Source organism: Singulisphaera rosea (assembly GCF_054877945.1).
Genome location: NZ_JBTYIP020000024.1, coordinates 1 through 12595, shown reverse-complemented (window position 1 = coordinate 12595; position 12595 = coordinate 1). Strand labels below are relative to the sequence as shown.

At 66.3% G+C, this 12595-nt stretch carries 8 protein-coding genes and 1 pseudogene; 3 read left to right on the top strand and 6 right to left on the bottom strand.

Annotation, left to right across the window (positions count from 1 at the left end):
* Positions 1 to 6: 6 nt before the first annotated feature.
* Together ACYOEI_RS30025 and ACYOEI_RS30020 are read right to left on the bottom strand one after the other, a co-directional pair.
* Positions 7 to 1335: a HupE/UreJ family protein gene (locus ACYOEI_RS30025; RefSeq protein WP_462853355.1), complete on the bottom strand. Its 1329-nt coding sequence runs from the start codon at positions 1333 to 1335 to the stop codon at positions 7 to 9.
* A gap of 7 nt (positions 1336 to 1342) precedes the next feature.
* The gene (locus tag ACYOEI_RS30020; RefSeq protein ID WP_462853354.1) at positions 1343 to 2455 is read right to left on the bottom strand and encodes a DUF3500 domain-containing protein; all 1113 of its coding nucleotides are present in this window, start codon (positions 2453 to 2455) and stop codon (positions 1343 to 1345) included.
* Positions 2456 to 2718: 263 nt separating this feature from the next.
* Between ACYOEI_RS30020 and ACYOEI_RS30015 the strand changes: the two genes are divergently transcribed.
* Together ACYOEI_RS30015 and ACYOEI_RS30010 are read left to right on the top strand one after the other, a co-directional pair.
* A complete protein-coding gene (locus tag ACYOEI_RS30015) occupies positions 2719 to 4053 on the top strand; it encodes a Fic family protein (protein ID WP_462853353.1) in 1335 nt (444 codons plus the stop codon).
* A gap of 98 nt (positions 4054 to 4151) precedes the next feature.
* Positions 4152 to 5186, top strand: a complete 1035-nt coding sequence (locus tag ACYOEI_RS30010) for an NHL repeat-containing protein (RefSeq protein ID WP_462853352.1) — start codon at positions 4152 to 4154, stop codon at positions 5184 to 5186.
* A 251-nt stretch (positions 5187 to 5437) separates the two neighbouring features.
* On the opposite strand, the gene ACYOEI_RS30005 is transcribed toward ACYOEI_RS30010, so the two are convergent.
* From ACYOEI_RS30005 to ACYOEI_RS29995, 3 genes are read right to left on the bottom strand one after another with little or no spacing between them, the layout of a single operon-like run.
* The gene (locus ACYOEI_RS30005; protein WP_462853351.1) at positions 5438 to 5866 is read right to left on the bottom strand and encodes a cupin domain-containing protein; all 429 of its coding nucleotides are present in this window, start codon (positions 5864 to 5866) and stop codon (positions 5438 to 5440) included.
* Between the two features lie 19 nt (positions 5867 to 5885).
* A complete protein-coding gene (locus tag ACYOEI_RS30000; protein WP_462853350.1) occupies positions 5886 to 6344 on the bottom strand; it encodes a carboxymuconolactone decarboxylase family protein in 459 nt (152 codons plus the stop codon).
* A 39-nt stretch (positions 6345 to 6383) separates the two neighbouring features.
* Positions 6384 to 7271: an RNA polymerase sigma-70 factor gene (locus ACYOEI_RS29995; protein ID WP_462853349.1), complete on the bottom strand. Its 888-nt coding sequence runs from the start codon at positions 7269 to 7271 to the stop codon at positions 6384 to 6386.
* 251 nt (positions 7272 to 7522) lie between these two features.
* Here ACYOEI_RS29995 and ACYOEI_RS29990 point away from each other — a divergent pair, with 251 nt between their 5' ends.
* Positions 7523 to 11071, top strand: coding sequence for a PVC-type heme-binding CxxCH protein (locus ACYOEI_RS29990; RefSeq protein ID WP_462853348.1), 3549 nt, complete (start codon positions 7523 to 7525; stop codon positions 11069 to 11071).
* A 187-nt stretch (positions 11072 to 11258) separates the two neighbouring features.
* Here the strand turns inward: ACYOEI_RS29990 and ACYOEI_RS29985 are convergent.
* Positions 11259 to 12595: pseudogene (locus tag ACYOEI_RS29985) on the bottom strand (hypothetical protein); the annotation flags it as partial.

Below are 12595 nucleotides of genomic sequence, written 5' to 3'. Positions count from 1 at the left end.
ACGAGTCTAGGAAACAACGCGCGCGGAGTGGATCGGCTCCAAAGGCTCGTTCGAGGCATGGTCGGGCTCTGAGGAGGGGTCAACCACAAGGTTCGGACGCCTCCACACAGCCTCGACGGCGAGGGAGGCGAGGGCAAGGATCGCGAGGCCCACAAGCAACCAGAGGGGGTGGGACGCGACGCCTTCGACGAAGGGCGCCACGGAGTTGACCAGGCCGAAGGCCCGCTCCGCAAACCAGGCCAAGGCGGCGACCCCGGTGAGCGCCGCGCCGAGGACGCGGAACGGCCCATAGATGCGCGTGCGGGCCAAAAGCACGAGCCAGGGCATCGCCGCGAGGATGACCAGGAGTTGGAAGGCCTCGATCCCGAGGTTGAAGCCGAGGACGCTCGACGCGAGTGTCAGCGGGTCGAGCCCGAAGCCGTTCAGCGTCGCCGCGAACGCGAGGCCGTGGACCAGCCCGAAGCCTCCCGCGATGACGGCCTCTCGGCCCCGGAAGATCGGGACCAGGGCGTGGACGACGGAGGCCAGGATCGACAGGGCAATGGCCGACTCGACGAACGCCTCGGGCAGTCGCACGTCGCCAAACGCCCCGATCGCGAGCGTGATCGAGTGGCCGATGGTGAATGCGGTCACGACCTCGACAATCCGTCGCACGGCGACCCCAGCGCCGGCATAGCCCCTCCAACGCCCTCCGGCCGCGACGAGGGGCGCGGGGAGGATCAGCACGAGCAGGAACATGAGGTGGTCGGCCCCCTCGGCAATATGCCGGGCGCCGAGGCGGAGCATGGCGACGAATCCCTGGAGCCAACTCCCTCCGGAACGGTCGATCGTGATCGAGGGGTTCGTGTCTCGCATCGTCCCGAGGAGCACCGGCACCTCGTCGGTCACGCCGTGCCGCCAGTCTTCCGCGAGCGTGACGAGCGCCGAGTGGGTGATCAGGTGGTGGAAGATCACGTCGTAGTGCAGGGTCAGACGATCGGTCGGGGCGCCGGGGGGCGGGGTCAACGTCAGCGTCAACCGGACGTCGGGGTTCGACTCGGTGACCGGGACCACCTCGCGCACCGACACCGTCCAGGGGCGACCATCGGGTGCGACCGGTCGTACGTGATCCAGGACGTAGCCTTTGAGCTCCTCCCCGTATTGCCGGACAACCTGGCCGGCGTCCATGGGCAACGGCTTCTCCCAGCCCAGCGTCAGCTCGATGATCGGCAGCGTCACCTCGGCGTCGATCGCATCGCGATGGAGCCGCAGGACGACCGCCGAGTTGGGCATGGGGTGGCCCCATGCGGGCGACGCCGACACGAGGAGCAGGAAGGCCAGGAGCCATCGACGCATGGGTGCCTCAGAAAGAGAATTCCGCGCCATAGTCGGCGACCCGATCACGCCAGATCGTGTGGTAGTGGATCTGGTCGCGGATGACGATCCCGCTCTGGCAGGAGAATTCGATCCAGGCGTGCGGCCCGTCGATGCGGACGTAGTCGCCCCGGGTTTTGAGGGTCGTCGTGCCCGAGTACGCGACCTTCGTCCGGTCCAGTTCCGCCTCGTAGAGCTTCCGATACTCGGCCCCTTGCGGCGTGTCGCCGGTCCAGGCGGCGAGCGCCTCCTTGACCCGACCTTTCGCCGCACCGGAGAGCTCGGAGACGGGAATCCCCACGCTCGAGGGGAACATTCCATCGCGGCCGGGCCCGACGTAAATGTCGCTGAAGCGGGTGTCGAGCCGGGCCTTCGCGAGTTGCTCGGTCGAGAGGGAATGGAGCAGGCCGTACATGGCGTCGCGCATCGGCGCGAGCGGGGCGTGTGTCTTGCCGTCCGCATCCTTCCAACTCGTCGGCTCAACCGCGACGAAATACGGGCTCGAGGCCCCGGCGGCCCCCTTGTAATGGATGTTGAAGGCGAGGTGATGGCCCCCCAGTTGGAGGATCCAGGGCGAGGTCTTCGACGGCTTGCCCAGGAACGCGATCATGTAGTTCGCCGCGCTGTATCCGCCGCCCGGACCACCAGGACCGCGGAGGCCGGGGCCTCGCGGCCCTTCGAGCTTGCCGAGGAGGTCGTCGTCCGCCCGGATCTCCTGGAACCGGGCGAACCCCTCGTCGCTCAGGGCCAGGCGTGCGACCTTCATCGCCGCGGCGACCTGCGACCCCTTGAGCTCTCGAAAGAAGACCCCATTGCGAAGGTTGGAGCCGCCCGGGAAGTTCGACCATCGGGCGGCGAGCTTCGGCGTCAGTTCGATCTGGGCGACCTTCCGCTGCGCCTCCGAGAGCGTGGCCAGGAAGGCGTTCGCGGCGTCGACGACGTCGGCCGCATTCGCCGCGAGCGGCAGGAATGCCGCGGGCGCAACCGTCGGGGCGGTCTGTGCAACAGCCCGAGGAGCGACGGGCCCCAGCCCGGCCGCGACCAGGCCAAGCCCGAGAGCACCCGCCGCGCCGACGAGGACGAGAAGAGCGGTTTTGCTCATCCGAATTCCTCCGTTCTCCGTCACCCGGCCCAAGTCGGCCCTCATCTTCCCCTCTCGACGGTAGCTTCGGCGCGATCAGATCGTAAAATTGATTTTCCTAAATTCCGCTTCATTTACACGTTCAGGAGCGTCTTCAACCTATTCGATGACGCCTCGGTGCGAGCAAGCCACGACAACACGCACAGACATGCCGGGGTCAAAACCTCCGCTGGGCCGGGTCGGCTCTGGACCCGGGCCAGGTGACTCCGAGAAGTGACCATTCCATGCATGAAGATTTGAAAGGTACACCGTATTTGCTCCCGAGCGACGGGGCTCGAGCGATCCAGGACGTGATCGCCGACCTGAGTCTGCGCGTTCAACTCCTCCGCGCGGAGGGGACGCTGACCGACATGACGCTGCGCGAATACTATGGGGAAACGCGGTTCGACCAGATCGCCGAATCCAATGCGCTCGAGGGCAGCACCCTCTCGGTCGGCGAAACCGAGCTCGCCGTCCTCAAAGGGATCACAATCAGCGGTCATGACCCGGGATTCTCGAAAGATGCCCAGGCTCTCGCCTCTGCGCTCGACGAGCTCGCGGAGATGGCGAGACTCCAGACACCTACTAATCTCGAGCAGCTCCGGCAACTTCACGAGTTGATCTTGTCCGGACGGATTGCGGCGGGCACCTTTCGCAGATCCGAGGTCCGGAACCGAGGATCCAAACATATCCCACCGAGGACCTGGCATGAGATCATGAATCAAATGGAGGACTGGGAATCGTGGTCGAAGGACCACCCGGATGCCCCCCCGCTCCTACGCGCCTCGGTCCTGCATGCCTGGCTAGAACACATCCATCCCTTCGATGACGGCAACGGGCGTACGGGCCGGGCCATCACAAACCTCGAGTTGGTCCGCGCAGGCTACCCGCCGATCATCATTCGCCGTAAAGATCGAGACCAATACTTGGACGCGCTCGGGCGAGCCGATGATGGCGACCTGGGAGCTTTCCTGGAAATCGTCGCGGGTCGCCTGGAGGACGCCCTCCGCGATCTCGAGCGGGCGGCCCAGCGCAAACAAGGATATGATCTCTCGAAGCAAAAATACCGCCGCGTGCAGTCCAATCGATTGGCAGTCTGGAACGCAAGCATTCAACTTATGCTCGCAAACGTCGAAGCTAAACTTGCCGACCAGTTCATGGACTCGGCCGCCTCGGTCGAAATCAAGGCGTCAGATCAGCTCAATGTTGATGACTTCATTGATTTGTGCGAGGGCCACCCTGTCCGTCCCAGTCGGGCCTTTCGCATTCGCGTCCGCGTCCCCGAAATGCCCGCGGTTGAGCGTCTCGCCTGTGCAAGTGTCCTCGGCGGGGACCTTCTTGCTCGACTCTCACCGGAACCCGTTCAGCCGGTACTGAAGTGGTCGATCCCGAACCCTGACGGATATCCGCCTTGGACCGCCGCGGAGACCAAGTCCCCGGGAGGCGAAGAGATGACAATCCGCCGAGACCGCTGGCTCGTCGTGCGCAACGGGATCATCTCCGAAGAATCACCCACGGAGCTGGCAGCGAAGATTGCCGCAGATATTGCAGAAGGGACAGTGCCTGATTCTTCGCCCTGACGACACAACGCGTCGCGCACGATTGTCGAAACAATGGGTCGGGCACCTTGTCTCGACCAAGCTTCGGGATTCCCGCACCTCAACACGAGCTAACACACATGACACTCTCCTATCGTTCGCCTTTGGTGGGGTCGTGGGCAGTGGTCACAGTGATCCTTTTGACCTGGATCCCTCCCGCAAGCGCGGCCGCGGCGGCCGACGACAAGGCGGAAGACGAGCCTCGTTTCGTGCGGGAGTGGGGGAAGCGGGGCCAGAAACCCGGCGAGTTCGACTTCCCCATCGGCATCGCCGTGGATCGGGACGACACCGTTTGGGTCTCCGACTTCTACAACGCCCGGCTTCAGCGATTCAGCCCCGAGGGGGAATTCCTGACCAGCTTCAAGGTGCTGCCCAACCCCGGGGGCATCGCCCTCGATCGCGAGGGGAACCTCTATCTCACGCACTTCTCCGCCATGAGAGCCAAGGAGGAGCCCAAGCCCGATCGGGTCTCCGTCTACTCACGCCAGGGGGAATTCTTGCGAGAGTGGGGGAAGACAGGCCGAGGGGACGGCGAGCTCGATTACCCTGGCGGGATCGCCGTGGGGCCGGACGGGCGTGTCTACGTCGCGGATCAGACCAACCGCCGCGTGCAGGTCTTCGACACCCAAGGGAAATTCCTCGGGAAGTGGGGCGAGTTCGGCACGAAGGAGGGACAGTTCGGGGGGAACATCAACCCCAAAGCCCGGGGGGGCGGGCCGCAATTCGTGGCGCTCGACTCCGAAGGTCATGTCTATACGACCGAAGGCTCGATGTGCCGGGTGCAGAAATTCACGCCCGACGGGAAGTTCCTCCTCGCCTGGGGCAAAGACTTGAACAAGGCCGGCGAATTCGGGGGCAACTACCTCGGCACCACCATGCGAGGCGCGGTCGGGGTCTGCGTCGACCGCAACGACCGCGTGTGGGTGAGCTCGGTCGGCGGCCGCGTGCAGCAGTTCTCGTCGGGAGGCAAATACCTCCGAGGATTGACTGAGGAGCCAGGGACCGAACCCGGGCAATTCACGGCCCCTCACGGCGTGGCCGTGGACTCGAAAGGAGGACTGTACGTGGTTGACTCGTACAACCACCGAATCCAGAAATTCACGGTTTCGCAATAGTCTCTCTGTAAATCATTCGACTCCACAAATCATCCTTCAACGAACTTCATCGAGCTCTCGCCGGGGGAGTTCTTCACCACAAAGGCACAAAGGCACCAAGGCACCAAGGCACCAAGGCACCAAGGGAGGATTCCGAGAGTTCGAATCACTCTCGAGACTCCTTCGGAATTCCTTTGTGCCTTGGTGACTTTGTGGTGAATCTCCAACAAGGACGACCGGACAGGACCTGGCGGAGCTCGGGAGAAGCAAAATCAATCCTTGGCCGGGGGGAGGACGAGTTCCTCGGCGTCTCGGGGGTGCAGGAGCACGGCCAGGACTCGGGTCGTGCTCTTGTCACTGGGATTGCGAGAGACCCGATGCAAGGCCCCGCCAGGTTCGTAGAAGGTGTCTCCGGCCTTCAGGGTCTTGACGGGCTCGTCGTCGAGGCCGAGTTCGAACTCGCCTTCGAGGACATAGCCGAAGATCGGGCCGGGATGGCGGTGCGGCTTGCCGGCGACTCCGGGGCCGAAGGTCACCTCGACCGTGGTCACGCGGGCCTTCTTGCCGTCCAGGAGCTCCTTGATGTCGCGGGCGGAGAGCGGCTTCACCGACTCCTTACCGTCATCATGGTTGTGAGCCAGCGAGAGCCCGCCGGCACCGAGGGCCGCACCGATCGCGGCCGCGAGTAGGATTCGTTTCATCGTCGTCTCCTCGAGTGGTTCAGGAATGTGACTTCGGTTGATACGATCCCGGCACGCTGTGGAAGGGGATCGCCATGCGGTTCCAGGCGTTGATCACGGCCGAGGCCCAGGTCAAGTCCACCAACTCCTTCTCGGAGAACTGCCCCCGCGCCTCGTGATACAGCGAGTCGGAGACGCCGCCCGTGATCAGGGTGACGGCCTCGACCCAGGCCAGGGCGGCCCGCTCTCGATCGCTGAAGAACGGAGTCTCGCGCCAGGCGTTCAAGGCGTAGATCCGCTGCTCGGTCTCGCCGGCCGCGCGGGCATCCTTCGTGTGCATGTCGATGCAGAAGGCACAGCCGTTGATCTGCGAGGCCCGGATCTTGATCAGCTCGAGGAGCGAGTGCTCCAGCCCACACCCCGCGAGGTAGGCGCCGACGCTGTACAACGCCCGGGCGGGCTCGGGGGCGAGCTTGGGGTAATCGAGTCGGGGTTCCATACATCATTCTCCTTTCAAGTCCCGCTCGGGGGCGGGGTCTTAGGACCCGTCGGACGGGGACGGGGCCCATAGATAAAGCTTTTCCGGGTTCAGGACGCTATAGAGCGAGCGGACGCGGCCCCCTTCCGAGGCGAAGGTGAGGACCTGGATGACCGTCCCCTCCTGGGAAAAGACGATGCCGGGCTGGCCGTTCACCGTATTCGTGGTCAGCACGCACGTGCGTTGGCGTTTGCGGAAGACGACGGAGAGCAAGTTGGCGATCTTCCGTACGCCAAGAATCGGCCGGGGGGAGGCGTGGGCGTGGCCGCCGCCATCGCCGTAGTAGGTCGCGTCCTCGGCGAGCATCGACTCGATGGACGCGAGGTCGCCCGCCCGGCAGGCGGCGAAGAACCGGTCCGCCAGTTCGTGGGCGTGGCCGGACTCCGGCCGGTAGCGAGGCTCCTTACGGTCGAGCCGTTTCTTGGCCCTGGCGGTGATCTGCCGGACGTTCACGGGGGTCTTGTCCAGGAGCGCGGCGATCTCGTCGAATTCGTAGTCAAAGACTTCCCGCAAGAGATAAGCCGCACGCTCGGCCGGGGAGAGGGTCTCGAGCAGGACGAGGAACGCCATCGACAGCGACTCGGCCAATTCCAGGCGGTCCGGGGCGTAGGCGTCCCAGGCCTCGGGGATCGGCTCGGGGAGCCAGGGACCGACGTACTCGGCCCGATGCCTCGCCTTGCGGAGCCGGTCGATGCAGAGCCGGGTCGTCGTCTTGACGAGCCAGGCCTCGAACGAGTCGATCGAGCCGGCCTGGCGGAGCCGCAGGTAGGCGTCCTGGACCGCGTCCTCGGCGTCGGCCGCGGAGCCCAGCATCCGGTACGCCAAGGACAGCAGCCTCGGACGCATCCGCTCGAATTCGACCACCTGCCGATCCTCGGGGAGATTCATCGGATACCTCGACACCCCCAACCCCTCGCGAGCCGATTCGCACCTCGGCCCCCAGTGCTACCAAGGACGAATGAGTTCGCCAATCGGTGACATCCCCCGGCGATTTCGTCGGAAGTACCAGCGGCCCCGAATGTTCGGCGAGCCCGTCACGGTTTGCGCCGGGGAGTACGTTGGGTTTGAATCGAGGGGGCCCAGACACGATACTGGGAGGTCTGCTACGAGCCGACTGCCTACCTGAAGGAATTGCGACGATGCCACATGAGCGACTGACGAAGGGCACGCAGGCCCGACCAGGGGCTGCGCTGGTCCTGATCCTGGCCTTCGGTGGCCTCGGCACCCTCGGCGCGGAGCCGCCGGTTCCCGACCCGTTCGAGGCGGTGGTGCGACCGACCGAGCCCCGCACACCAGGGGAGGAGCAGGCGACGTTCCACCTCCCCAAGGGGTTCCGGATCGAGCTCTTCGCGTCGGAGCCGGAGATCCAGAAGCCGATCAACATGGCGTTCGACGCCCGGGGGCGGCTCTGGGTCGCGGGCTCGACGGAGTACCCGTTCGCCGCGCCCGGCGACCGCAAGGGGCGTGACTCGATCCGGGTCCTCGAGGACACCGACCACGACGGCCGCGCCGACAAGGCCACGGTCTTCGCCGACGAGCTCAATATCCCGATCGGCCTCTACCCGTATAAGAACGGGGTGATCGCGTTCAGTATCCCCTCGATCTACGACTTCCAGGACACCGACGGCGACGGCAAGGCCGACCGCCGCGAGCATCTCTACGGCCCGTTCGCCTTCGACCGCGACACCCACGGCCTGAACAACGCCTTCCGACGCGGGTTCGACGGCTGGCTCTATGCCAACCATGGCTGGGCGAACGTCTCATCCGTGGCCGGGCGCGACGGCAACCGCGTGGAGCTGATCACGGGGAACACGTACCGGATGCGCCTCGACGGCTCCCGGATCGAGCATTACACCTGGGGCCAGGTCAACCCGTTCGGCATGGCGTTCGACCCCTCCGGCGACCTCTTCAACGCCGACTGCCACACCCGGCCGATCATGCTCCTCCTCCGCAACGGATACTACGACAGCTTCGGCCGCCCGCACAACGGCCTCGGCTACGTGCCCGGTGTGATGGAGCACACGCACGGCTCGACCGCGATCGCCGGCACGACATATTACACCGGCGAGAACTTCCCCCCCGACTATCGCGGCAACATGTTTGTAGGGAACGTCATGACGAGCCGGGTCAACCGCGACTCGCTCCAATACATCGGCTCGACGGTGAAGGCCGTCGCCGAAGCCGACCTGGTCAGCACCGACGACCCCTGGTTCCGCCCCGTCGACCTCCAGATCGGCCCCGACGGTGCGCTCTACATCGCCGACTTCTACAACAAGATCATCGGCCACTACGAGGTCGATCTCACCCACCCCGGCCGCGACCGCGACCGAGGCCGGATCTGGCGCGTGACCTACGTGGGCGAGGGCGACAAGCCGGCCCCGCTGAGCGCCTCGCCCGACCTCCGGGCCGCGGAGGCTCCCGCCCTGATCGAAGCGTTCGCCCACCCCGTCCTGGGCGTCCGCCAGCGGGCCTCGGATGAGCTGGTCGACCGGATCGGGGCTTCAGCAACTGACCTCCTGCGCCCGGCCCTCGGGCACGAGGCGACGACCGTCCGGGCCCATGCCCTCTGGACGCTCCACCGTCTCGGGACCCTCCAGCCCGACGAGTTGGTGAAAGCCGCCACCGACCCCGACCGCCTTGTCCGCGGGCACGTCATGCGGGCGCTCGCCGAAACCCCGAAGATCGACGACACGCTGAGATCATTGATCCACAAGGGCCTGCACGACGCCGAGCCCCTGGTAAGGCGCGCCGCGGTCGACGCCGTGGGACGGCACCCCAACGAGTCGGAGATCGACGGGCTGATCTCGCTCTGGAAGGAGACCCCCGAGGACGATGTCCACCTCCGTCACATGGTCAAACTCTCGTTGCTGGAGATCGTGAAGGTCCCCGGGACCCTGGCCCAGTGGGGCCGCCGCGAGCACCCCGAGGCCGACGACTCGCTGGTGGCCGCCGTGGCCCTGGCGCTGCCGACCGACGAGGCGGGCGGGTTCCTGATCGCCCAGCTCCGGAGTCGCCCGACCCCGCCGGCGACGATGAGCCTCTGGCTCGGCCACGCCGCGAAGCACCTGCCCCCCGACACCGACGTCGTATCCCTCGCCGAGATCGCCCGCAAAGGGGTGGCCGACGACATCGACCTCCAGCTCGAGCTCTTGACGGCGATCCGCAACGGCCTCCGTCAACAGGGGCGACCCGAGCCCGAGGAGCTCCGCGCGTGGGGCGCCTCACTCGCCGCGCGACTGCTCGAATCGATCGGCCCCGGCAACGACGACTGGATCGCCACCGGGAAAAATGGCGAGCCCAGCCCCCGCTGGCAGGTCGAACCGAGGAAATCGCAGGACAACGACGCAGCAACCCCGTTCCTCAGCAGCCTCCCGCTGGGCGAGACCTACGTCGGGACCCTGCGGTCGAAGACGTTCCGGCTCCCCGAGTCCTTGAGCCTCTACCTCTGCGGCCACCTCGGATACCCGGACCGCCCCGTAGTGCCCAGGAACCTCGTGAGGGTCCGTCTCGCCGGGTCGGGCGGGATCCTGGCCTCGAGCTTCGCGCCTCGCAATGACGTCGCCACGAAAGTCACCTGGGACCTCGCCCCCCACGCGGGCAAGGAGGGTTACCTGGAGGTCGTCGACGACGTCGATGTCGGGTCCTTCGCCTGGGTCGCCATCGCCCGGGTCGAGCCCGCGGTCGTCGCGTTGCCGGAGGTCACCACCGAGGTCGCGGTCCGGCGCAGGGTCGCCGCCGCCCAGCTCGCCGAGTCGCTTGGCCTGCGCGACCTCGAAGGGCCGCTCCGGGCGATCGCCCTCTCGGAGCTCGCCGAGCCCGCCGCCCGGCAGGCCGCCGCGCACGCGATCGTCACCCTCCACCCCGACGTCACCCGAAGCGCGCTCGTCGCCTGCCTCGCGGACACCGCGATCGTGCCGGAGCTCCGCCAGGAGATCGCCCAGGAGGCCGTCCGCTCCGACGGACCGCCGTCGGACGAGACGCTCGCCCAGGTCTTCAAGGCCGTCCCCGCGAGGCTCCAAACGGTCCTCGCCGACGCGCTCGCCCAGAACCGCGAAGGGGGAGACCGACTGCTCGCGTTGGTCGAGAAGGGCACGGTCTCGCCCCGACTGCTCCAGCATCCCGGCCTGCGTGACAAGCTCCTCGCCTCCCAGCCGAACGGGGCCGCCGAGCGGGTCGACAAGCTCACGGCGAGCTTGCCTCCGGTCCAGGAGGAGACCCAGAAGCTCATCGAAGGTCGCCGCACCCACTTCGACCGGGCGAAGGCCTCGGCGGAACGGGGCCAGGCGGTGTTCGTCAAGAACTGTGCCGCGTGCCACCAGGTCGGAGGCCAGGGGGCCCTCGTGGGCCCGCAGCTCGATGGCGTCGGCAAGCGCGGGCTCGAGCGGATCGTCGAGGACGTGCTCGACCCGAACCGCAACGTCGACCCCGCGTTCATGAGCACCTTCTACGCCCTGAGCGACGGCCGAGTCCTCTCCGGCTTGTTCCGCCGCAAGGAAGGGCAGGACATCGTCCTGGTCGACCAGGCCGGCAAGGAACAAGTCATCCCCGTTGGCGACGTCGAAGAACAGCGCCAGACCCGGCTCTCACCAATGCCCGCCGACTTCGGCAACATCATCCCCGAGGCCGAATTCCTCGACCTGATGGCCTACCTCCTCGACGGCACGGGCGAACCGGCGCCCAAGAAATGACGCGGGATTCCACCGAGCTCTGATGGGGAGGGCGCTTCACCACAAAGGCACGAAGACACAAAGGGATCAATCCTGACGGAAAGGGGATTCCTCGGACTTCTTCCCGGACTTCTTTGTGCCTTTGTGGTGAGTTCCCAACGAGTCAACCGGAGCGAGCGGTAGAATTCAGCGGGCCGATTGGCCCTCGTCACTCGCGATACGTCGCCCCTCGACGGCGGAAGACCAGGAACGCCGCGTCGTTCGTCAGGTACTTCCGGCCGGGCAGGAACGCGAGGTCCCGGAGCTTCGCGTTGATGTCGAAGCGGTTGGCCAACACGTAACCCTGTTGGAAGCCGGGGATCCGCTCCACCATGCGCTGGGCCTCCCAGGGCCGGAGCACGATCCAGTCGGGTTTGAGAGGGGGGACGACCGTGTAGAAGTCGCAGTTCCGCCGTTTCGCCAGTTCGGAGACCTGCGGGGCGACCAGGCCGGGCCAGTCGCGAATCCTCGCCCCGCTGAAATACCCGATGTAGCCGACCGGCTCGAGGTAAAGGGTCTCTCCCTCGCGCATCTGTGTCTTGAGCCAAAGCCCGAGCTTCGCCCGGTTGCCCATCTCGACCTCGGCCGTCTGGACCTTCATCTGGTAAGCGGTCCAGGCATACATCACGCCCCGTTCCGCCGCGATCCCCAGTAATAGCACCGCGGCCAGGGCCCGGCCGACCCTCCCCTGCCCCGCAACCAGGCCCACCAGCGTCGGCACGCCCCGCGCCAGGACGACCAGCCCGAGCATCAACGCCGGCGGTGCGTACCACGGGAACATATAATTCAAGACAGTGAGATAAATCCCGAACAGGGCGAACGCGAGCGAACAGGCCCGCCCCAGGCGGTCGGACAGAGGGAGCAGCCAGTACCCCGCGCAAAAGGCCCCGAGGCCAGTGCACCAGCCGTGGATCCCCGGATACCACCCCTCGCCGTCACCCATCTCGTAATAGACCGGCAGGAAGACCTTGGCGATCCCCGCGAGGTAGCGCCGGAACGGGTTGAACTGTCCCCCCGCCCACGAGACCAGGTTCGACTTCGCCTGGACCGTCTGCGGGATCGGCGAGCCGTAGTAGGACCAGGCCCAGAGGAACCAGGGGAGGTAGAGCGCCGTGCAGACGGCGGCCGCCCCGAGGATATCGGCCAACCTCCGCCGACGAGTCCCCTCGCCGAAGATCAGGTCGGCGGCCGACAGCACCGTGATGTCGATGCACCCATCCGGCCTCGTCCACATCAGGCCCGCCCAGCAAAGCCCCAGCGCCAGCCAACGCCTGGGGAACTCGCGCCCGAGCAGGTCGACCTGCCACGCCACCAACAGCAGCATGAAGGCCGTCTCCATCCCGTTGATCGAGAAGGAGGCCCCCTTCACCTCGAACGCATACAAGAACGCCAACGCCAGGCGTGGCAACGAATTCCCGACATCCTCCCGCCTCAATCGCCGCCAGAGCAGCACCCCGCCCCCCGCGAACGCGACGATGCTCAGGACCCGGAACGCCCAGAGGGCCT

Coding starts and splice junctions, on each gene's coding strand:
- ACYOEI_RS29995 (WP_462853349.1), bottom strand. CDS start 7,271: ATGAATCTCCCCGAGGATCGGCAGGTGGTCGAATTCGAGCGGATGCGT.
- ACYOEI_RS30010 (WP_462853352.1), top strand. CDS start 4,152: ATGACACTCTCCTATCGTTCGCCTTTGGTGGGGTCGTGGGCAGTGGTC.
- ACYOEI_RS30000 (WP_462853350.1), bottom strand. CDS start 6,344: ATGGAACCCCGACTCGATTACCCCAAGCTCGCCCCCGAGCCCGCCCGG.
- ACYOEI_RS30025 (WP_462853355.1), bottom strand. CDS start 1,335: ATGCGTCGATGGCTCCTGGCCTTCCTGCTCCTCGTGTCGGCGTCGCCC.
- ACYOEI_RS30015 (WP_462853353.1), top strand. CDS start 2,719: ATGCATGAAGATTTGAAAGGTACACCGTATTTGCTCCCGAGCGACGGG.
- ACYOEI_RS30005 (WP_462853351.1), bottom strand. CDS start 5,866: ATGAAACGAATCCTACTCGCGGCCGCGATCGGTGCGGCCCTCGGTGCC.
- ACYOEI_RS29990 (WP_462853348.1), top strand. CDS start 7,523: ATGCCACATGAGCGACTGACGAAGGGCACGCAGGCCCGACCAGGGGCT.
- ACYOEI_RS30020 (WP_462853354.1), bottom strand. CDS start 2,455: ATGAGCAAAACCGCTCTTCTCGTCCTCGTCGGCGCGGCGGGTGCTCTC.